This is a genomic window from Wenyingzhuangia sp. IMCC45467 (genome assembly GCF_054111205.1).
In genome coordinates this window covers 2,260,876-2,283,019 of record NZ_CM134196.1, presented here as the reverse complement: position 1 = coordinate 2,283,019, position 22,144 = coordinate 2,260,876, and the positions used below count along the sequence as shown (strand labels likewise).

Sequence of the window (22,144 nt, the reverse complement as noted above, 5' to 3'; positions counted from 1 at the left end):
CATCAATTTGGAAGAAATTTAGAATTTTATCAAAATCATGTTTATAAAAAAAGGTCGATTTAGATATTTCTAAATCGACCTTTTTAGGTTTATGTAACTAAGTTTATACTTCTTTATTTAACATTTTCCAAAGTTCATCTTTTAACTCTGTAATACCAATGTTTGCTACTGATGAAATAAAAAGTGTTTTAATGCCTTCAGGAAGCTCCTGTTCCATTTCTGCTTTTAATTCCTCATCTAGCATGTCTGACTTAGTTATCGCTAGTAATCGGTCTTTATGAAGCAATTCTGGATTGTGTAGTTCTAATTCGTTTAAAAGAATTTTATAATCCGTTCTAATGTCATCAGAATCTGCAGGAATCATAAATAACAAAGTAGAATTACGTTCAATATGACGTAAAAAATAATGTCCTAAACCTTTTCCTTCGTTAGCACCCTCAATAATTCCAGGAATATCGGCCATTACAAAACTTTGGTAATCTCTATAGCCTACAATACCAACATTGGGTTTTAAGGTAGTAAAAGCATAATCTGCAATTTTTGGTTTGGCGGCAGTTACTACTGAAAGTAACGTTGATTTACCTGCATTAGGGAACCCTACCAAACCAACATCAGCTAATATTTTTAACTCTATTTGAAACCATCCATCAACAATTGGCATACCTGGTTGTGCATATCTTGGCGTTTGGTTGGTAGAACTTTTAAAGTGCCAGTTTCCTAAACCTCCTTTACCTCCTTCGCATAAGATAATTTCTTGTTTGTCTTCGGTAATTTCAAATAAAATATCTTGGGTATCTGCATCACGTACAATGGTTCCTAAAGGTACTTCTAAATATTTGTCTTCACCATCTGCACCAGTACTTCTACTAGCGCTACCAGCACCTCCGTGGCCAGCTCTAGTGTGTTTTAAAAAACGTAAATGATGCAAGGTCCACATTTCCTTGTTTCCACGTAAAATTACGTGACCACCACGTCCACCATCACCACCATCAGGTCCTCCTTTTTCAATATACTTTTCTCTGTGTAAGTGCATAGAACCTTGCCCTCCTTTTCCAGAGGCAGCGTATATTTTAATATAATCTATAAAATTCCCGTCAGTCATTTTTTTGGTGCTTTAGGCTTAAAGCTTTATGCTATAAGCTGTTGTTTAAAACATTTGTTGCAAAAATAATAAAAAGGCTATAAGCAAATATGCTTATAGCCTAGAGCTTATGGCAAATTGCCAATTATAATGAATCTACTACTTTAGAAATTAATTCAGTAATTCCTTCAATAGAACCAACACCGTTAATTCCGTAGTACTTGTTTTGTTTTTCGTAATAACCTTTTACAGGTGCTGTTTCAGCATTGTAGGTATCAATTCTTTTTTGAATCACAACAGGGTCAGCATCATCAGCACGACCACTGGTTTTTGCTCTTTCAGCTAAACGAGTTTTTAATTCGTCTTCGTTTACCTCTAAAGCAATCATTCCATTAATTCCAGCTTCTTTTTTAGCTAAAAATGCATCTAAAGCTGCTGCTTGAGATTCTGTTCTAGGAAACCCATCAAAAATAAATCCGTTAGCTTGTGGATTTTTTTCTACTTCTGCTTCTAACATATTAATGGTTACTTCATCAGGCACTAGTTGTCCTTTTTCAATATAAGACTTTGCTAGTATTCCTAATTCAGTATCGTTTTTCATATTAAAACGGAATACATCTCCTGTAGAAATGTGTACTAAATTGTATTTATCTTTTAAAACTTCTGCTTGAGTTCCTTTTCCTGCTCCCGGAGGGCCAAATAAAACAATGTTTTTCATCTAGATTTGTTTAAATTCCTGTATATCAGAAAATAATAATTTGTTAAAGAAAGCAAATGTACGGATATCTGTTGAATTGTTGAAATAAACTTATCTAGTCTTTTAAAACATATACTTCAGGTAAGTTTCTACCCAAACCATCGTAATCCATTCCGTAACCTAAAATAAATTTATTAGGTATTTCTAAGCCCACATAATTAACTTTAATATTCTTTTTGTATACACTTGGTTTTAAGAAAAGTGTAGCTATTTTAACTTCTTTTGCTGAGGTTTGTTTAAGTAATGCTACAATTTTTTCTAAGGTATTTCCTGTGTCTATAATATCTTCAAGAACTATTACTGTTCTGTTGGTTAGGTCCTCATTGAGTCCAATTAACTCATTTACTTTTCCTGTAGATTGTGTTTGTTGATAAGATGCTAGTTTTATAAAACTAATTTCACAAGTACTATTGTAGGCTTTTAATACATCACTACAGAACATAAAAGAGCCATTGAGAATACCTAAAAATAAAGGCGTTTCGTTTTTATGATCTAAATAAATATCATCAGCTATTTTATTAACAGCACTGCTAATTGCTTTTATAGAAATGTAGGGAACAAAAGTTTTGTCTTGTATTTTGAGCATAATATTTTATTGAATTATTTGTATAAAAAAACCGTTCTATTTAATAGAACGGTTTGTATAATTTAATAACAAGATGTTTATTCTTTTATTTTAGCTGCTTTTTTATTTACAGTATCATACATAATTGGTGATGCAATAAATAGAGAAGAATAAGTACCTACAACAACTCCAATAATTAAAGCAAACATAAATCCTTTAATACTATCACCTCCAAATAAGAAGATAGCAATTAATACCACCAATGTAGTAATAGAAGTGTTAATGGTACGTCCTAAAGTAGAACTTAATCCTTTGTTAACAACATCTGTAAAAGACCATTTAGTATGTGTTTCTGTAAACTCTCTAATTTTATCAAAAATAACCACTGTATCGTTTAATGAGTAACCAACTACTGTTAAGATAGCAGCAATAAATGCTTGGTCAATTTCCATGTCAAATGGCATTAATTTATACGTGATAGAGAATACAGATAATACTACCAATACATCATGGAAAACAGCAACTACTGCTCCTAATGAGTATTCCCACTTTTTAAATCTTAATAAGATGTATAAGAATACTCCTAATAAAGATCCAAAAATAGCCCATCCAGCAGCTTCTTTAATGTCATCTGCAATGGTAGGTTCTACTTTAGCATAAGATAGAATTCCAATAGTTTGACCAGTAAATCCACCTTTAAAATCTTCAAGAGTAGTTCCTTCTGGTAAGTATTGTTTTAATCCATTGAATAAAGCAGTTTCTACTTTTGCATCAGTAGCAGCTCCTTCTTCGTTAATTAAATATTTTGTGGTAATTTTTAATTGATTGTCATTTCCATAAGTTTTTACTTCCGGAGCAGATTCAAATTGCTCTTTTAAAGAAGCAGCAACATCATTAGACTTTACAGTTTCGGCAAAACGAACAGTATAAGTTCTACCTCCAATAAAATCAACTCCGTAGTTTAATCCATTTGTAAATAATGATCCTAAACCAATAATGATGATAATTCCTGAAAGGATATATGCTTTTTTACGTTTTTGTAAAAATTCAATTTCAATTCCTGTAAACCATTTTTTAGTTGTTGCAGTAGTAAAAGCCAAAGTTTTTCCTTTTCCTGTAGCAGCATCTAATAACAATCTTGTAATAAAAATAGCTGTAAATAAAGAGGTTAAAATACCTACAATTAATGTAAATGCAAATCCTTGAATAGGTCCTGTTCCAAATACATATAGAATTCCTCCTGTTAATAAAGTAGTAATGTTAGCATCTATAATGGCAGACAAGGCTCCTTTAATACTAAATCCTCCATCAATAGCAGCAGTAATTCCTTTACCAGCTTGTAGGTTTTCTTTAATACTTTCGAATATAATTACGTTAGCATCTACAGACATACCAATGGTTAAAATAATACCTGCAATACCAGGCAATGTTAACACGGCTCCAAAAGAAGTTAAAATTCCAAAGATGAATAAAATGTTTACCAACAAAGCAACATCAGCAAACCAACCTGCTTTTCCGTAGTATAAAATCATCCAACCTAATACCAATACAATAGCGATGGCAAAAGAGATTAATGATGCGTTAATAGCTTCTTGCCCTAATGATGGACCAACTACTTCAGATTGAATTATATGAGCAGCAGCAGGTAATTTACCAGCTTTTAATACATTAGCTAAATCCGTAGCTTCTTCAACAGTAAAGTTTCCAGAAATAGAAGTTCTTCCTCCTGTAATAGCATCGTTTACTCTTGGAGCAGTATATACATAGTTGTCTAAAACTACGGCTACAAATTTACCTTTATTTTCTGCAGTCATTTTAGCCCATAATTTAGATCCATTTCCATTCATGGTCATGCTAACTTCAGGGTTGGCTCCTAGTTGGTCAAATTGTTGACTTGCATCAGAAATAACATCTCCTTCAATAGGAGCTTTATCGTTTCTGTTAGATTTGATAGCGTATAAAGGTAAAATATCGTTAGTTGCCTTGGCATCCCATAAGAATTTAGCATATTTATAGTCGCCAGTTAACAAAGCTCTAACTTGTTTGTTGTTTAAGTACTCGTTTACTTTAGCAGTATCTTTAACAGCAGCATATCCAATTACAGATGATGCCTGACCAGTTGGTTGTAAAAAGCTAAATAAACTTGTTTTGTTGTTAGCTGCAATAGAGTCGTTTTCTGTTTCAGCATCTCCTAATAGGGCATCAATAGAGTCATCACTATTTGTGTCTTTCTTAGTCTCAACTGTTTTTTCAGCAGGAGTTTCTTCAGCAATAATTTCAGAAACTTTTTGGTTTGCAGCTACTAAGAATTGAACCAATTCTTGTCCTGTGTATACTTCCCAAAATTGTAGTTCAGCTGTAGATTGTAATAATTTTTTAACACGTTCTACATCTTTAGCTCCAGGTAGTTCAATTAAAATTCTTCCAGAAGCACCAATTCTTTGAATGTTTGGTTGAGTTACTCCAAACTTATCTATACGAGAACGTAAAACTTGAAAAGCAGTAGAAATAGAAGCATCAATTTCACTAGCTAAAATGGCTTTTGCTTCTGCATCAGAAGTGTTAAAAGTAATTTTTTCTCTTAAGTTTTTGGTTCCAAAAATTGACGGATCACTTAATTTGGTATCACCAGCAATTTTTTCAAATTCTTGGTAAAACAATTCAAAATAACTATCTGATGAATTTTTTTGAGCAGCAGTAGCAGCATCTAAAGCTTTGTTAAAAACAGGATTTTTAGACTCGTTAGACAACCCAATTAAAATATCTTTAACAGATACTTGTAAAGTAGCATTAATACCACCTTTTAAATCAAGACCTAGGTTAATTTCTTTGTCTTTAATGTCGTTGTAAGTGTAATCACCAAATCCTAATACTCCTGGTATATTGGCAACAGAATCAAGATATTTCTTTTCTAGTTTAGCAATTTCTCTCCCGTCGTTTTCCTGTGCATTTGCTGTTGCGTAAGTAAGAGCCTCTTTTTCTACTTTATTTGCGAAAAAAGTAAAAGATAAAGAGTACAAACTCACTAATCCAAAAAGGATGGCAAATAGTCTGATAAGTCCTTTGTTTTGCATTTTTTATATGTGTTTTCTCTACGTATTTTTTATGTAAGTGTGCAAATATAATATTTCAACTTAATAAAGTCGAATTTTAATATATTAATTCTTAGCATATTCGTAAAACTTAATGATTTATGCATACGATTTTAACTTTTTAAACGTTGGTTTCCGTTTTGGTATAATAATAGTTATAGGTTTTTATGAGTTTTAAGGACTATTACAGAATTGCTAAAAGGAATGTGTATAAGTGTTTTTATTTGAGTGTTTTATGGTTCTTTAAAATTGTTTTTTACTTGCGAATATTTGGTTCAATAATCAACTTTGTGTAATTTCGCTCCGAAATGAAAAAATTATTTGTTAAATATTTATTTTTAAGTATAATTCTCCTGAGTGGTTATGCACACTTAATTGGAGCTAATACTCATGTAGGTAATAATGATAATTTATTTAAAACAGTAAATACAAGCTGTGTTGCTCATGGTAAAAATGATACCTACATAGCAAAATCTACACTTTCTCATTTTGAAAAATTAAATTGTGAAATTGAAATCACAGACAGTGAGGATGATGAAGTTACATCATTAAAAAAGAGCTTTAAAGCAAGTCCTTACTTTGCTAAAAGTACAGCTACTCCTCAAAGTGATTACATTATTGATCACATTCAACAAGCTTCTTTTATTAAGAAGTTTTCTCATTTAATATCTTGTAAAAGATACATCTTACTCCGTGTAATCAGAATTTGATTTCTAAAACTTAATTAAGTGTTGTATTCATATGCAATGCTTAAAATCTTCCGTCTTTATTTGTTGGTAATTGATACTAACGAGTAGAGGTTTTGTGTGTTGTTGTACACACTTATTTCAAATAAAACATCAACAAATTTATTACTCAATTAAAATAATTTAATCATGAAGAGAGTTCTTATGCTCGCTAGTTTGTGTACTCTATTGTCTTATACAAGCTGCAAAAAAGAAAAAGAAAAGAAAGAAGAAGAAACTAAGTTTTTGGTAACAAATCCTATAAAAAAGGATACATCTGTTGTTCAAGATTATGTCTGTCAAATACATTCTATTCAACATATTGAGTTAAGAGCTCAAGAAAGAGGTTACTTAGAGAAAATTTATGTAGATGAAGGAGATTTTGTAAAAAAAGGACAGCCTTTATTTCAAATTATGCCAAAACTATACGAAGCTGAATTAGAAAGTGCAAAAGCAGAAGTAAGTTTTGCTGATATAGAATATCAAAACACAAAACAATTGGCCGATCAAAACGTGGTAGCTCCAAATGAGTTAGCCATGGCAAAAGCAAAATTAGCAAAAGCAAAAGCAGAATTAGCATTGGCTCAAGTGCATTTAGATTTTACCTTAATAAAAGCTCCTTTTGATGGAATTATTGATCGTTTCCATGTAAGGTTAGGGAGTTTGGTAGATGAAGGAGAGTTGCTATCTAGTCTTTCTGACAACAGCAAAATGTGGGTGTATTACAATGTTCCAGAAGCCGAGTATTTAGAAATTAAAACTCAAATAAAAAAAGACAATCCAATTAAGGTAGATCTTTTAATGCCAAATAATAGAGTATTTGGTCATTCAGGAGTTGTAGAAACCATTGAAGCGGAGTTTAATAACGAAACAGGAAATATTTCTTTTAGAGCTACTTTTCCAAATCCAGAAGGATTGTTAAGACATGGTGAAACAGGAAATATTCTATCGACTATTGCTGTAAATAATGCTTTGTTAATTCCACAAAAAGCTACCTATGAAGTGTTAGATAAAAAATATGTGTATGTAGTAGATAAAGACAATGTTATTAAGTCTAGAGAAGTTACTGTAGGTCAAGAAATGCCTCACTTATATGCTATTACCAGTGGTTTGTCTGAAAAAGATAGGGTGCTAATTGAAGGATTAAGATTGGTGAGAGAAAATGACAAAATCGAATCAGAATTTGTAAAACCAGACTATGTTATTTCGCATTTAGATTTATATGCAGAGTAGTTTTAAAATAAAAAAAGATGTTTAATAAATTTATACATAGACCGGTATTTGCTATTGTAATTTCTATAATTATTGTTTTTATAGGATCTTTATCCATTAAGCAGTTACCCATATCGCAATTCCCACAAATTGCTCCCACAACGGTAAATATTTTTATTGCCTATCCAGGAGCAAGTGCGGATGTATTAGTAAAATCAACCCTTGTAACCTTAGAGAATTCAATTAACGGGGTTCAAGGAATGAGGTATTTAGCCACTGATGCTACCAGTGCTGGTGAAGCTACTTTAAGAGTCATTTTTGAGCCAGGGACAGATCCTAATCAAGCTGTAATTAGAGTAAAAACTCGTGTAGATCAGGTTATGCCTCTCTTGCCAGAACTGGTGCAGAGGGAGGGAGTTGTAATTACTCCAATTCAGCCAAGTATGCTTATGTACGTAAACCTTTATGCCAAAGATAAAAACATGGATGAAAAGTTTTTGTACAACTATGCCAATGTAAAAATGATTCCTGAAATCAATAGGGTAAAAGGTGTTGCTAGGTCTCAAATTTTAGGAAGTAGAAGGTATGCTATGCGTATTTGGTTAAAGCCAGATAGAATGAGAGCGTATAATATTTCTATTGATGAAGTAATGGATGCATTAAAAGAGCAGAGTATTGTTGGTCGTCCAGGTAGAATTGGTAGGAGCTCTGGTATTGAGGCACAATCTTTAGAATATGTATTAACATATAAAGGTAGGTTTAATGAACCTGAACAATATGGGAATGTAATTATTCGTGCCAATGCAGAAGGAGAAAGTATTCATTTAAAAGATGTGGCCAATGTAGAATTAGGAAGTGAGTTTTTTGATATTTATTCAAATTTAGATGGGCATCCATCTGCTTCAATTGTGTTAAAGCAAAATTATGGAAGTAATGCAAGTGATGTTATTGAAGCTGTAAAAGAAAAGTTAGAGGAAATGAGAGAAACTTTTCCTCCTGGAATGGATTATAAAATTAGTTATGATGTTTCTAAATTCTTAGATGCTTCTATAGAGCAAGTGATAGATACTTTAAGAGATGCCTTTATATTGGTTGCTTTGGTAGTATTTGTGTTTTTAGGAGATTGGCGTTCTACCTTAATTCCAATTTTAGCTGTTCCGGTATCTTTGGTTGGAGCTTTCTTTATTATTAGTGCCTTTGGAATGTCTATTAACTTGGTAACTTTATTTGCATTGGTGTTAGCTATTGGTATTGTGGTAGACGATGCCATTGTGGTGGTAGAAGCTGTACATGCTAAGTTTGAAGAAGACCCACACATTACACCATACAAAGCAGTTAAAAAAGTATTAGGAGAAATTAGCGGGGCTATTATTGCAATTACGGCGGTAATGGTATCTGTGTTTTTACCAATTTCTTTTATGTCTGGTCCAGTGGGTACTTTTTACAGACAGTTTTCTATTACCATGGCAAGTTCAATTGTAATTTCTGCTTTAATCGCTTTAACATTAACACCTGTTTTGTGTGCTATGTTGTTAAAAAATAACCATGGAAAAGATGTCAAATCAAATGCATTTACTAGAGCTTTTGATAAATTCAATGAATTGTTTGATAGGTTAACAGGTAGGTATGTTGCTGTGTTAAAAAGAATAGTAAGTAGAAGATGGTTAACATTCGGAATTTTAATAGCCTTCTGTGCCGGAATTTATTTTGAAAGTCAGATTTTACCATCAGGATTTATTCCTAGTGAAGATCAAGGAACTATTTATGCCATTGTACAAACACCTCCAGGAGCAACCTTAGAAAGAACAAATGAAGTATCACATAAACTACAAAAAATTTGTGAAGAAATAGAAGGAGTAGAGTCTGTATCGTCCTTAGCAGGATATGAAATTATGACAGAAGGAAGAGGTTCTAATGCAGGTACTTGTTTAATTAATTTAAAAGCATGGTCTGAGCGCGAACATTCTGTTACAGAGATTATGGAAGAGTTAGAAGAAAAATCTAAAGGATTGGGTGCGGTAATCGAATTTTTTGAACCGCCAGCAATTCCAGGATTTGGATCTTCTGGAGGTTTTTCTATGCGTTTGTTAGATAAAACAACCACTACAGATTATCAAGAATTTGATAAGATTAACAAGCAATTTATGGATGATTTAAGCAAACGTAAAGAATTAACAGGTTTGTTTACCTTCTTTGCAGCAAATTACCCTCAATACGAGTTAGAGTTTAACAACGATTTGGCTATGCAAAAAGGGGTGTCCATAGGTAAAGCTATGGAAAATCTTAATATTTTAATTGGTAGTACTTATGAACAAGGATTTGTAAAGTTTGGTCGTTTCTTTAAAGTTTATGTACAGTCCGATCCAAAATATAGAAGGTTGCCGTCAGATGTGTTAAATCTATATGTTAAAAACGATCACGGAGAAATGGTGCCATATTCAGCATTTATGAAGTTAAAGAAAACTCAAGGGCCCAATGAGGTAACACGTTTTAATATGTATAATTCTGCAGCTATACGTGGACTACCTGCAAAAGGATATACTACTGCAGATGCCATTCAAGCCATTAGAGAAGTTGCAGAGGTAAGTTTACCAAAAGATTATGACATTGCTTGGGAAGGTCTTTCTTATGATGAATCTAATAGAGGAAACGAATCGCTTTATATTTTCTTAATTGTGTTGGTGTTTGTCTACTTTGTGTTGGCTGCACAATACGAAAGTTTTATCATTCCATTATCCGTTATTTTTTCTTTACCAGTTGGGGTGTTTGGATCTTTCTTGCTTCTGAAGTTAATGGGGTTACAGAATGATATTTATGCGCAAATTGGACTGATTATGTTGGTTGGTTTATTGGGTAAAAATGCGGTGCTAATTGTGGAATTTGCGGTGTTAAAACGTCATGAAGGAGCAACTATTTTAGAGGCTGCCATAGAAGGAGCAAAAGTACGTTTTAGACCCATTTTAATGACATCATTTGCATTTATTGCAGGGTTAATTCCATTGTTGTTGGCATCTGGAGCAGGAGCTATAGGGAATCATACTATTGGAGCTTCTGCTCTTGGAGGAATGTTGTTTGGAACTATTTTCGGTGTGATTATCGTTCCGGGATTGTATTATATTTTTGGAAGTTTGGCCGATGGTAGAAAATTAATTAAAGATGAAGAAGATACTTCTTTGTCTGATGATTTTGTACATCAATTAGATGATTTTAAAGAAACGAAAGAAAATGAATAACGTTAAAAAATATAAATATGCAGGAATAGTTTTAGTACTATTAAGTTTTACGGCATGTAAAACTCCTGCTTTGGTTCAGAAGACTGAAAACACAACACTACCAGAAGCTTATAATGGAGTTAAGGACACTGTAAATGTGGTGAAAGTTCAGTGGCAAGAATATTTTAAGGATCCTTATTTGGTAAAGTTGATTGATACGGCTTTAGTAAATAATCAGGAATTAAATATTACGCTTCAAGAAATAGAAATTGCAAGAAATGAAATTCAGGCAAAAAAAGGGGAGTACCTGCCTTTTGTAGGTTTGCAAGCAGGGGCTGGAGCCGAAAAAGTAGGTAGGTATACCAGTCAAGGAGCAAATGATGCTACAACACCATTTAAAGGAAATAAAGAAAATCCTGAATTTTTGCCAGATTTTATGGTTGGAGCTTATGCTACATGGGAAATTGATATTTGGAATAAATTGCATAATGCTAAAAAAGCAGCGGTAAGCAGGTATTTGGCAACCGTAGAGGGTAAAAACTTTATGGTGACCAATTTAATAGCTGAGATTGCAAATTCTTATTATGAATTGTTGGCTTTAGATAATCAATTAGAAATTTTAAAAAGAAATATTAAACTACAAAGCAATGCGCTTGAAATTGTAAAACTGCAAAAACAATCTGCTCGTGTAACCGAATTAGCAGTCAAGCGTTTTGAGGCTCAGGTGTATAGTACCAAAAGTATTCAGTTTGATATTCAGCAAAAAGTATTAGAAACAGAAAATAAAATCCGATTTTTAGTAGGAGGCTATGCTGGAGCTATTAAAAGAGATGGTCAAAATTTTGTTGATTTAACGCCTGATGTTGTTCACTCAGGAATTCCATCAGAATTATTAGCAAATAGACCAGATATTAAGCAGGCTGAGTTAGAATTGGCGGCAGCTAAATTAGATGTTAAGGTTGCAAAAGCTAGGTTTTATCCTTCTTTAGGGATTTCTGCAGGAATAGGATACCAAGCTTTTAATGCAAAGTATTTACTGAGTACTCCAGAGTCTTTATTGTATTCTATAGGGGGAGATTTAACAGCACCATTAATTAATAGAAGAGCTATTAAAGCTACTTATTACAGTGCCAATGCAAAGCAAATTCAGGCTATTTATAATTATGAGCAAACTATTTTAAATGCTTATGTAGAAGTGGTGAATAAGCTTTCTAAAATTTCTAATCTAGAAAACAGTTTTGATTTAAAACAAAAAGAAGTTGAGGCATTAACGGAGTCAATTAATATTTCAAACAATTTGTTTAGGTCAGCAAGAGCAGATTATATGGAAGTGTTGTTAACGCAGCGTGATGCTTTAGAATCTAAGTTTGAGTTGATTGAAACCAAAAAGAACCAAATGAATGCTTTTGTAAATATTTATAAAGCTTTAGGAGGTGGATGGAAATAGAAAATTGAGTAGTAGTTTTATTTGTTTTTAAGTGAAAATGCCGTATTGCAATTTTGTAATACGGCATTTTTTATTTTAATGTTTTTACTTAAGAAAGTAAGTTTTTTACTTCTTCAAAGTCTAAACCTCCATAATTTCCAGAGCTCATTAATAAGGTGGCAGAATTGTTAAAATCTTGTTCAAATAAAAAGTTTTTAAAATCGTTAGGGTTTGTATAAATAATGATGTCCTCTCTATCAAAAGCATTTTTAATTTGTTGTTCAGAAACTTCATTTAATTGTTTAATAGCTACAGCATCAGGAGAATAAAAAACAACTGCTTTGTCAGCTCCATTTAAAGCTCCTTTATATTCTTTTAAAAAATCAGCATTTAAGCTACTGTAGGTATGTAGCTCTAAACAAGCCAAAACAGTTCGATTCTTATATTGGTTTTTAACAGCAGTAGTGGTTGCCTGTACTTTACTTGGAGAGTGCGCAAAATCTTTAAAAATAACAGAAGATTTGTTTTCTGCTATTTTTTCTAAACGTTTGCTCGCTCCTTTAAAACTTTCAATAGCTTCATAGAATTCTTCTTCACCTACACCCATATGTTGGCAAATCCATTTTGCTCCAGCCAAATTTTGTAGGTTGTGTTTTCCAAAAATTTCCAAAGGCAAATCTCCTTCAGGGGTGTCTAAAAGAGTTGTCCCGTCTTCTATATTGTATTTTGGAGTGAAATATGGGTATTTCTTAATTTGGTTTTCAGAATTTTCAACTACATTTTTTACATGTATGTCTTCTTCATTATAAACCATAATTCCTCCTGGAGTAAGAGAGTTTGTAAATATTGAAAATTGCTCAACATAATTTTCAAATGTTGGAAATACGTTGATGTGGTCCCAAGCAATTCCGCTTAATAAAGCAATATTGGGTTTGTATAAATGGAATTTAGGTCGTCTATCAATAGGGCTAGATAAATATTCATCTCCTTCTAAAACCATAAACTCGTTTTCTTCAGTCAAATGTACCATGGTGTCAAAGCCTTCTAATTGTGCTCCTACCATGTAATCAACGTTGATATTGTGATAGTTTAATACATGTAGAATCATAGAGGTGATGGTTGTTTTTCCATGAGAACCTCCAATTACGACTCTGGTTTTTTGTTTGGATTGTTCGTATAAGAATTCAGGATAAGAATATATTTTTAAATCTAACTCTTGCGCTTTCAATAGTTCTGTGTTGTCAGGTTTTGCATGCATTCCTAAAATAACGGCATCTAAATTGTTGCTTATTTTTTCAGGATACCAACCAAAAGTAAGGGGTAATAAACCTTTATTTGCAAGTCTAGATTTTGATGGTTCAAAAATAGTATCATCACTTCCTGTTACGTTGTATCCTTTATTGTGTAATGCAATAGCTAAGTTGTGCATAGCACTTCCTCCAATGGCAATAAAATGTATATTCATGTATCTTGTTGTTTCTAAATCACTTACTGTTTCGTATGGTAAAATTAGTAAAACCATATAATTAGTGGCCTTGTTTTTGTATATTTAATAGTATTAATGAATAATTACAAATAAGGAAAAATTATGAAAAAATTAATGTTCACATTAGGGTTGTTGTTGGTCGGTGTAGCATCTCAGGCTCAAGATTTATCCAAACATGCTATTGGTTTACGTTTGGGAGATAATGATGGTTTGGGGTATGAAATTTCTTACCAACATGCTTTGTCTGATGCTAATAGGCTTCAGTTTGATTTAGGTTTAAGAAGCAAGAACGATGTTGATGCTTATAAGCTTACAGGTATTTATCAGTGGGTTTGGGACTTAAGTGCGTTGGCTCCTGGTTTTAATTGGTTTGCGGGTGCAGGTGCTGGAGTAGGGTCTTTTGATTACCCTGGCGGAAGTGAAACTTTTGTAAATGCTGACGGTAATGTTGGTATTGAGTACAATTTTGATTTTCCATTACAATTGTCATTAGACACAAGACCAGAAATTGGAATTATTAATGGTGATAGTGATTTAGGTTTAGAAATAGCATTAGGAGTACGTTATAAATTCTAATGTTTATTTATTATTCTTAAAATAAACAAAGCCTCTGTTTTTACAGAGGTTTTTTTGTTCACAATATCTGAATAAAATAATTGTGATGAACTTTATAAGAATGGCTATCTTTGAATTATAGAAATACATAAATAATGAACTTAAACGTAATCCCAAAAATTAAACATACAACTAGTGACAATTTCTTTTTATTAGCAGGGCCTTGTGCTATAGAAGGCGAAGAAATGGCACTTAGAATTGCAGAAAAAGTAGTTGAAATTACAGATAAATTAAATATTCCTTATGTTTTTAAAGGGAGTTTTAAAAAAGCAAATAGATCTAGAATTGATAGTTTTACGGGGATAGGTGATGAAAAAGCTTTAAAAATATTACGTAAAGTTTCAGAAACTTTTGATGTACCAACTGTAACAGATATTCATGAAATTTCTGATGCAGAGATGGCAGCAGAATATGTTGATGTGTTGCAGATTCCTGCTTTTTTGGTTCGTCAAACAGATTTAGTGGTAGCTGCTGCTAAAACAGGAAAAGTAGTAAATTTAAAGAAAGGACAATTTATGAGTCCTGGTGCTATGCAACATGCAGTGCAGAAAGTAAAAGATGCTGGTTCTGAGAAAGCTTGGATTACAGATAGAGGAACCATGTTTGGATACCAAGATATGATTGTAGATTTTAGAGGAATTCCAGAAATGAAAGCCTTTGCACCAACTGTTTTAGATGTAACTCACTCGTTACAACAACCAAATCAAACTAGTGGTGTAACAGGAGGTAGGCCTGATATGATTGGAACTATTGCTAGAGCAGGAATTGCTGCAGGAGTAGATGGTTTGTTTATAGAAACTCATTTTGATCCTGCAAATGCAAAATCTGACGGAGCAAATATGTTGAGTATTGCTTACCTAGAAAAGCTATTGACAGATTTAACAGCCATTAGAAAAGTTATTAATACGTTGTAAATAGAATATAGAATAATTCATCTCGACTCCGCTCGATGACCTTATGTTATTGGTGTTCGAGCGCAGTCGAGAACTATAATGTGTCAGTTTCGTTCGTTAACTCAAAGTTATTGTTTCAATTTTTGAATTATATCTTCCAAACCATTTAGCTTTAGTTCGTATACTTCTGCCATCATTTTACCTAATGTACCAGTAGGAAACCCTTTTTGTTTGTACCAAACAATATAATGTTCGGGAAGATTTATTAAATCATAACCCTTATACTTCCCAAAAGGCATTTTGGTGTTGGCTAACTTGATTAAGTATTCTTTGTTTAACAAATTATTCATTATTTGTATATTGGTATATGTTTTGAGCGTATAAATATATACATTTGCAAACTTCTTTGACAATATGGGGACGACTGGTTTTGACAGCGAGGTCAATTAACTAGTAAGCATGCCGAGAGATGGAACTCATTCTCGTAAATCGAGGTTCCAAAACAATAAACGGTGAAGAATCTTTCGCCATGGCTGCCTAATTATCCGAATTAATAGTACGATAAGGCCTAGGCTCACAAGGTGAGCAAGCTATGCATCTCATGCCAGCGCTGATAGACCGCGTGCAATTTAGAGATGTCGTAAAAGTCTAGATAGGAAAAGTATTACTTAGCTGCTTTTCCGAAACTCAATAAGTTAAGCTTAGAGTAAGTTGTTTTTGACTAGCTTTTTGCCGACAATTTGATAAAAACTAAGCATGTAGAAAGCTACGCGATTGCTCGTTTGGACCCGAGTTCGATTCTCGGCGTCTCCACAAAAAAAGCCCATGCTAAAAATAGTATGGGCTTTTTTTTCAAGAGGTTTTAGTTAAGCTACAAATAACTTAACCTTTACAGCTACCAAACCTTTCGGTCCTTTTTCTGTTTCAAAAGAGACTTTATTTCCCTCTTTAATAACACCTTCAATATTATTTACGTGTACAAAAAAACTTTCTCCAGTTTCCTTTTGATCAATAAATCCGTATCCTTTATCGTTGTTAAAGTGATTTACAATTCCTATTTTAACAGGGTCTTCTTGTACTAAATCTTCTTTTTTAGGAGTGCTTATGTGGATGTCGCTTAAAGATATTTCTTCTTTAACATGTGTAGGGTCTGGTTTTTCTGTAGTTAATTGTCCGTCAGCTCCCATGTACATGAATTCTGCAGTTTTTTCTCCAGATTCCTTTAACTGCTCTTTACGAAGCGCTTTTTCTTTACGTTTTTTTGCTTTTTTCTTTTCTCTTTCTTTTTTTTCAAAGCTATCCGCCATAAGTTGTATTTAATGTTGTCTATTGATTATTCAATAGAAGGCAAAGATATTAAATAGTGAACGAAAGAAAGGTTAAATCTAGTTTTATTAGTTAAAAATGACTGCTTTATAAATTATATTTGAGACTTAACACTATATATTTGGGCTGAATAAAGCATTTGATAGTATTAGTATATAAGATGTTAATATTGTTTCAGTTTAAAGATTTAGTGATTAATAAGTTAGTTGTTTTAACTCATTAACCACTTGGTGTTTTCTTTTATATAGCGTTTAAGATTTCCATTCTTTTGGAATATCACAAACAGGAATTGGTTGCATTTTATGTTGATTGGCAGTGTTTAACTGGTTGTAAATGTTAAAAACTTCTTTTTCTCTATCTACAAAATTATAGGCTGTTTTACCTGCATCTTGTTGTTTCATAGCCCATTCAAGTTCATCATAACTAGCACCTAATTGATCTTCATCAGTACGGCTATCTCCAAACAATCCATCGGTTGGAGCGGCAGTTTGTATGGCTGTTGGAACTTTTAAGTATTTACCCAAAGTAAAAACCTCACTTTTAACCAAATCCGCAATAGGGCTTACATCAACACCACCATCTCCGTATTTTGTATAGAAACCAACACCAAAATCTTCTACTTTGTTTCCAGTACCTGCAACTAAACTACTGTGTAGTCCTGCAATGTAGTATAAAGTTGTCATTCTAAGTCTAGCTCTAGTATTGGCTAAGGTTAAATTAAGAATAGCTTCGTTATCTGTAGTAGGAACGGATTTTTTAAAAGTTTCAAAACTTTCGGTTAAATCTACTCGTTGACTAGAAACATTGCCAAAACGTTTTGATAATTGTGTAATATGTTCTTGAGCTCTGTTGACTTGGTCTGGATGTTGATGAATTGGCATTTCTACACAAACAGTTGGTAGTCCTGTGTTAGCACATAAAGTAGAGGTTACGGCTGAGTCAATTCCCCCAGAAACACCTACTACAAATCCTTTTACTCCTGCTTTGGTAGCATAATCTTTTAGCCAACCAATAATATGTTCTGCGATCTTTTGAGTTTCCATGTTGCTTATTTCTTATTTTTGTTGAGGTTACTACAAACTTAATCAAAATATACCATAGCATGAAAAAGTGGCTTTGCTTATCTTTAATATTCTTTACTTTAGTTGCTTGTACATCAACTAATGAAACAGAACAAGAAATTGCAAAGGTTAAAATAGATACTCAGTTTGCATTGTTTCACGAAGCTCTGTTTACTGCAGATTCAAATGACTTACCTAAGTTAAAATCTGAATTTCCTTATATGTTTCCAAATCAAATGCCTGATGAGCTGGTGGTGGAAAGAATGAAAGATACAAATCAGCAATTTTTATACAAAGAGGTAAAAAAAGTTTATGGAGATTTTAAGCCTCAGAAAAAGAAGATTGATGAATTGTTTAAACATATCAAGTATTATTTTAATGATTTTAAAGTTCCTACAGTAGTAACAGATATTACAGGAGTTTCTTATCAAGATAGGGTTTTGTATGCCGATACATTATTGTTGGTGTCTTTAGATATGTTTTTAGGTAAAGACAACAAAGTTTATGGAGGGTATGCTAAATACTTATCAGAAACATTTACATCAAAACATATGACCTCTGTTATTGCTCAAAAAATTATTGAAACAAAATATCCTGTGGAGAGAGATCGTACTTTTTTAGGACAAATGATTTTTGAGGGTAAAAAAGCTTATTTGTTAGATTTGTTTTTGCCTAAAGTAAACGATGAAATAAAGCTAGGATATACACCAAAAAAACTTGCTTGGGCAGAATTAAATGAGGCAATGGTTTGGGCTTTTTTTATTAAAAACGAAATGCTGTATAGTAACGATGTAAAGCTAAAACAACGTTTTTTAGAAGTTGCTCCTTTTTCAAAATTTTACACCTCCATTGATAGAGATTCTCCGGGAGCTATTGGTAAATATCTGGGGTTGCAAATAGTAAAATCATATATGGATAAATATCAAATTTCTCCACAGGAGTTAATTGATTTAGATGCGCAAACTATTTTAAATCAATCAGGGTATAAGCCTAAGAAATAATGGAAGAGATATTAAAAGAAGTAAAATCAAAAGTTTTTAATGGTGTTGATGTAAAAGTTACTGATGTTGTTCTAGAAACTGAAAGCAAAGATTATAATGCCTGTCGGTTTTCGTTAAAAGGAAAGCGAATCATTAGTAGAACTTCTAAAATAACGCCAAAGAAAAAAGGTCAGTTTGTAACGTTTTATCAAAGAAATAAAAATGGTGTTATTGAACCATTACATGAGCAGGATCATCTTGATTACTTTTTAGTAACAATTCAGAATAACAAAGGATTCTTTCTTTTTCCTAAACAAGTATTAATAGAAAAAGGAATACTTTCTACGCTTGAAAAAGAAGGAAAAAGAGCTTTTAGAGTGTATGTGCCTAGTGATGAACTTACAAGCAAACAAGCATTGTTTACACAGAAATGGCAATCTGATTATTTTTTCGAAATCTAGAATAAGATTTTGAAAAATGGATATTATAAAAAAAGGAGGTGTTTTTAAAACACCTCCTTTTAAATCTATTAATAAATTCCTGTTATTATTTTACTATGAACTTAACAGTTTTTTTAGCACCTGTTTTTTCAGATTCTATTTTAGCTATATAAATTCCCGAGTTAAGTGTAAAGTTTGTGTTTGTTGATGTTGTAACAGATTTTACAAGAGCTCCCGTTAAACTATAAACAGAGACTTTTGTTACTTCATTTACATTTGTAACATAAACATGGCTATTGGTAGTAGTTAAATTTGTTTGGCTAATTTGATTATCCTCAACACTTAATTGCCCTTCTTGAGCTACGTCAATTGCTTTTGTAACAGTGTTGTTAAAGTAATCTGTAGCAGTAACATTTACAACAATTTGTGTGGTTAATTCAGTTCCAGCAGCTACATCTTGTGTAACGGTAATTGTTGCGTTAGCGTAAGTATCTCCAGTTGAATAATTTGCAAACATGCTAGAGAAGTCAGGAACGGTGTATGTTGTAGTTTCAGAAGTAACTTCATATGAAGAAGGTAGTGTTACGTCTACAGAACCTATTTTTAAAGAATCTTTTTTGTGAGTTAATAAAGAACCTTCTGCTGGGTAAATACCTTTGTCGTTAGCCCAGCCTTCTAATGTGGCAGCAGTAGGGTGCTCTATTACTCCATTGTTACTTACAATAATACGTGCAGTATTACTACTTACACCAAGTCGCCAAGGTATAATACCAGCTAGTTTTACGGTTCCTCCTTTAACATACATTTTAGCTTCAGACACAGGTTCACGACCCCATCTCCAATTTGATTTAGCTTGAAGTGTTCCTCCTGTTAGAACGTGAATATTACCACCATTATATTGATTGTCTTCACTTCCATTTCTTACGTCAATGGTACCTCCATCGTTAATGTATACGTCAGAACTTTCACCAGCGGTACTTTTAAAACGATCTGCATTAACAAAACCATTTACGTTTAAAACACCTCCTTCTGTTATGTAATATAGATAGATTCTACTAGCATTTCCTATTGTACATTCATTAGCTCCAGAACCTATGTAGTAGTCACCATTATAATGTGTTCCAAAATCTGGTGTTTTACCTGCCCAGTTTGTAGCGTCTGTAAAATTAGAAGAGGTTGTACCTGTCCAGTAAATTTCTGTGTCTTCGGAATCAGGAGTTCCGTCATTATCATAATCTTGAGCTTTTGCATTGTAGCTGCTTAATAAAAGTGTTGCAGCTGTAAATAAAATAGTAGTTTTTTTCATAAAATGTGTAGTTTGTTTATTAATGATTTAAAGATATTTAATGTAATGAGCAAATATCATCCTGTACTATCCTGTTGTTTTTAAATTTTATTTAATTTTTTAAGTTTTTGTTGGTTATATTACATTTTTATAATCTTTAAAAATGTAATTATTCATTTTTTCATATGTTTTGATGGTGATTTGTTATTGTTTATAAGAGGGGTTTTTAGAGTCTGTTGTGTTTTCTTTGAGGTGTTGTGAATAGAGGTTATAAAGAATTATGATATTGTTTTAAGAATGATTTTCATCATCATGCTATCGAAAACAAATTCTATATCTTTGCAATCTAAAATTTTAAGAAGATGGCAGTAGCACATAAATCAAAAATAGAGTTTGAAATAGGGCTTGATGAAAATAAAATTCCAGAAACTATTCACTGGTCTGCAACAGATGGTGGTGTTACCAAAGATGCATCAAAAGCAACTTTAATTTCTGTTTGGGATAGCAAAGAAAAAGAAACATTGTATTTGCCTTTGTGGACAAAGAAGATGCCTGTTGATGAAATGAAGGTGTTTTTTCATCAGACATTAGTGCAAATGGCAGATACTTTTGAAAGAGCTACCAATGATGAAAAAATGTCTGCAACCATGAGAGATTTTTGTGAATATTTTGCAGAAAAATTAGAGTTGGAAGACAAGAGTAAAAAGAACTAGTTTTATTTAACTTGAGTTAGATTTAAATCAGCTTAAATGAATATCATAAAAAAACCGATAGCAATTACTATCGGTTTTTTTATGATATAAAATAAAGATCTTTATTCTTCTCCTTCTGGATTTTTAATAGCATCAATAATTTTAGCTTCTAATTCTTCGGCCAATTCAGGATTATCTTTAATCAATCCTTTTACAGCATCTCTTCCTTGTCCTAACTTGGTTTCACCATAGCTAAACCAAGAACCACTCTTTTTAATAATTCCGTAGTTTACCCCAATATCTAAAATTTCTCCAACTTTAGATATTCCTTCACCGTACATAATGTCGAATTCTGCTTGTTGAAATGGTGGTGCTACTTTGTTTTTTACAATTTTAACTTTGGTAGAGTTTCCTATTACAGTATCTCCGTCTTTTAATTGCGTTCTTCTTCTAATATCTACACGAATAGAAGAGTAGAATTTTAAAGCATTACCTCCTGTAGTTGTTTCAGGGTTTCCAAACATTACTCCAATTTTATCACGTAATTGGTTGATGAATATTACCGTACACTTGGTTTTGCTAATGGTTCCTGTTAGCTTTCTTAATGCTTGAGACATTAAGCGGGCATGTAATCCCATTTTAGAATCCCCCATTTCTCCTTCAATCTCACTTTTTGGAGTTAAGGCAGCAACAGAGTCAATTACAATAATATCAATAGCACCAGAACGGATTAAGTTTTCGGCAATTTCTAAAGCTTGCTCTCCGTGGTCTGGTTGAGAAATAATTAAGTTATCTACATCAACCCCTAAGTTTTCAGCATAAAAACGGTCAAAGGCATGTTCAGCATCAATAAAAGCAGCAATTCCACCGGCTTTTTGAGCCTCTGCAATAGCGTGAATAGTTAAAGTAGTTTTACCCGAAGATTCAGGTCCGTAAATTTCAATAATACGTCCTCTAGGATAACCTCCTACACCTAAAGCCAAATCTAAACCTAAAGATCCAGAAGAAATAACTTCTACATCTTGTACAGCCATATCTCCCATTTTCATTACGGCACCTTTACCATAAGTTTTGTCTAATTTATCTAAGGTAAGCTGTAATGCTTTTAGTTTTGCATCTTTTTCGTTCGTCTCTTTTGCCATTTTGACTCTCTGTTTTGTTATTTTGATTGATGCTAAAATACGAATTTATCAACGTAAAAAAACGAATCATAACTTTTTTAGTGCACTAGTTTATGATTTAAAATATGAGGATATTATAAATGAAATATCCTCGTGTAATTACTTGTTTTATTGG

19 protein-coding genes and 1 other RNA gene are annotated in these 22,144 nt (G+C 32.6%); 10 read left to right on the top strand and 10 right to left on the bottom strand.

The window, feature by feature from the left end; genetic code table 11:
• Positions 1 to 103: 103 nt before the first annotated feature.
• The 4 genes from obgE to secDF all read right to left on the bottom strand — a co-directional run bounded on the left by obgE (position 104) and on the right by secDF (position 5,477).
• Positions 104 to 1,102 carry a GTPase ObgE gene (gene obgE / locus ACXGQT_RS09790; RefSeq protein ID WP_457828414.1) on the bottom strand — a complete coding sequence of 333 codons (999 nt, stop codon included), beginning with the start codon at positions 1,100 to 1,102 and terminating at the stop codon, positions 104 to 106.
• A gap of 124 nt (positions 1,103 to 1,226) precedes the next feature.
• Positions 1,227 to 1,799, bottom strand: coding sequence for an adenylate kinase (locus tag ACXGQT_RS09785; RefSeq protein ID WP_457828413.1), 573 nt, complete (start codon positions 1,797 to 1,799; stop codon positions 1,227 to 1,229).
• 94 nt (positions 1,800 to 1,893) lie between these two features.
• Positions 1,894 to 2,424 carry a hypoxanthine phosphoribosyltransferase gene (gene hpt, locus ACXGQT_RS09780; protein WP_457828412.1) on the bottom strand — a complete coding sequence of 177 codons (531 nt, stop codon included), beginning with the start codon at positions 2,422 to 2,424 and terminating at the stop codon, positions 1,894 to 1,896.
• Between the two features lie 77 nt (positions 2,425 to 2,501).
• Positions 2,502 to 5,477, bottom strand: coding sequence for a protein translocase subunit SecDF (gene secDF, locus ACXGQT_RS09775; protein WP_457828411.1), 2,976 nt, complete (start codon positions 5,475 to 5,477; stop codon positions 2,502 to 2,504).
• A 326-nt stretch (positions 5,478 to 5,803) separates the two neighbouring features.
• Here secDF and ACXGQT_RS09770 point away from each other — a divergent pair, with 326 nt between their 5' ends.
• The 4 genes from ACXGQT_RS09770 to ACXGQT_RS09755 all read left to right on the top strand — a co-directional run bounded on the left by ACXGQT_RS09770 (position 5,804) and on the right by ACXGQT_RS09755 (position 12,091).
• Positions 5,804 to 6,205 (top strand): hypothetical protein, encoded by a 402-nt coding sequence (locus tag ACXGQT_RS09770; protein ID WP_457828410.1) that lies wholly within the window; start codon positions 5,804 to 5,806, stop codon positions 6,203 to 6,205.
• A 165-nt stretch (positions 6,206 to 6,370) separates the two neighbouring features.
• A complete protein-coding gene (locus ACXGQT_RS09765) occupies positions 6,371 to 7,453 on the top strand; it encodes an efflux RND transporter periplasmic adaptor subunit (protein WP_457828409.1) in 1,083 nt (360 codons plus the stop codon).
• A 17-nt stretch (positions 7,454 to 7,470) separates the two neighbouring features.
• Entirely contained in the window at positions 7,471 to 10,665 is a 3,195-nt protein-coding gene (locus ACXGQT_RS09760) for an efflux RND transporter permease subunit (RefSeq protein WP_457828408.1), read from the top strand.
• Complete coding sequence (locus ACXGQT_RS09755; RefSeq protein ID WP_457828407.1) at positions 10,658 to 12,091, top strand: TolC family protein; 1,434 nt, start codon at positions 10,658 to 10,660, stop codon at positions 12,089 to 12,091. Before ACXGQT_RS09760 ends, ACXGQT_RS09755 begins: the two co-directional genes overlap by 8 nt.
• Before the next feature lie 88 nt (positions 12,092 to 12,179).
• Here ACXGQT_RS09755 and ACXGQT_RS09750 read toward each other — a convergent pair whose 3' ends face one another.
• Positions 12,180 to 13,535, bottom strand: a complete 1,356-nt coding sequence (locus tag ACXGQT_RS09750) for a UDP-N-acetylmuramate--L-alanine ligase (protein WP_457830814.1) — start codon at positions 13,533 to 13,535, stop codon at positions 12,180 to 12,182.
• Positions 13,536 to 13,658: 123 nt separating this feature from the next.
• Between ACXGQT_RS09750 and ACXGQT_RS09745 the strand changes: the two genes are divergently transcribed.
• The gene (locus ACXGQT_RS09745; RefSeq protein ID WP_457828406.1) at positions 13,659 to 14,132 is read left to right on the top strand and encodes a hypothetical protein; all 474 of its coding nucleotides are present in this window, start codon (positions 13,659 to 13,661) and stop codon (positions 14,130 to 14,132) included.
• A gap of 134 nt (positions 14,133 to 14,266) precedes the next feature.
• Positions 14,267 to 15,085: a 3-deoxy-8-phosphooctulonate synthase gene (gene kdsA, locus ACXGQT_RS09740; protein ID WP_457828405.1), complete on the top strand. Its 819-nt coding sequence runs from the start codon at positions 14,267 to 14,269 to the stop codon at positions 15,083 to 15,085.
• A 107-nt stretch (positions 15,086 to 15,192) separates the two neighbouring features.
• On the opposite strand, the gene ACXGQT_RS09735 is transcribed toward kdsA, so the two are convergent.
• On the bottom strand, positions 15,193 to 15,414 hold the full coding sequence (locus ACXGQT_RS09735) for a DUF3820 family protein (protein ID WP_457828404.1): 222 nt from the start codon (positions 15,412 to 15,414) through the stop codon (positions 15,193 to 15,195).
• 66 nt (positions 15,415 to 15,480) lie between these two features.
• Between ACXGQT_RS09735 and ssrA the strand changes: the two genes are divergently transcribed.
• Positions 15,481 to 15,880: a transfer-messenger RNA gene (ssrA, locus tag ACXGQT_RS09730) on the top strand.
• Between the two features lie 50 nt (positions 15,881 to 15,930).
• Here ssrA and ACXGQT_RS09725 read toward each other — a convergent pair.
• On the bottom strand, positions 15,931 to 16,371 hold the full coding sequence (locus ACXGQT_RS09725) for a cold-shock protein (RefSeq protein WP_457828403.1): 441 nt from the start codon (positions 16,369 to 16,371) through the stop codon (positions 15,931 to 15,933).
• 270 nt (positions 16,372 to 16,641) lie between these two features.
• Positions 16,642 to 17,433: an NAD(+) synthase gene (nadE, locus tag ACXGQT_RS09720; protein ID WP_457828402.1), complete on the bottom strand. Its 792-nt coding sequence runs from the start codon at positions 17,431 to 17,433 to the stop codon at positions 16,642 to 16,644.
• A gap of 59 nt (positions 17,434 to 17,492) precedes the next feature.
• Here nadE and gldB point away from each other — a divergent pair, with 59 nt between their 5' ends.
• Together gldB and ACXGQT_RS09710 are read left to right on the top strand one after the other, a co-directional pair.
• Complete coding sequence (gldB, locus tag ACXGQT_RS09715; RefSeq protein WP_457828401.1) at positions 17,493 to 18,452, top strand: gliding motility lipoprotein GldB; 960 nt, start codon at positions 17,493 to 17,495, stop codon at positions 18,450 to 18,452.
• Entirely contained in the window at positions 18,452 to 18,892 is a 441-nt protein-coding gene (locus ACXGQT_RS09710) for a MepB family protein (protein ID WP_457828400.1), read from the top strand. Before gldB ends, ACXGQT_RS09710 begins: the two co-directional genes overlap by 1 nt.
• Positions 18,893 to 18,977: 85 nt before the next feature.
• On the opposite strand, the gene ACXGQT_RS09705 is transcribed toward ACXGQT_RS09710, so the two are convergent.
• On the bottom strand, positions 18,978 to 20,177 hold the full coding sequence (locus ACXGQT_RS09705; RefSeq protein ID WP_457828399.1) for a T9SS type A sorting domain-containing protein: 1,200 nt from the start codon (positions 20,175 to 20,177) through the stop codon (positions 18,978 to 18,980).
• 341 nt (positions 20,178 to 20,518) lie between these two features.
• Here ACXGQT_RS09705 and gldC point away from each other — a divergent pair, with 341 nt between their 5' ends.
• The gene (gene gldC / locus ACXGQT_RS09700) at positions 20,519 to 20,869 is read left to right on the top strand and encodes a gliding motility protein GldC (RefSeq protein WP_457828398.1); all 351 of its coding nucleotides are present in this window, start codon (positions 20,519 to 20,521) and stop codon (positions 20,867 to 20,869) included.
• A gap of 101 nt (positions 20,870 to 20,970) precedes the next feature.
• Here gldC and recA read toward each other — a convergent pair whose 3' ends face one another.
• Complete coding sequence (gene recA, locus ACXGQT_RS09695; protein ID WP_457828397.1) at positions 20,971 to 21,990, bottom strand: recombinase RecA; 1,020 nt, start codon at positions 21,988 to 21,990, stop codon at positions 20,971 to 20,973.
• Positions 21,991 to 22,144: the final 154 nt, after the last annotated feature.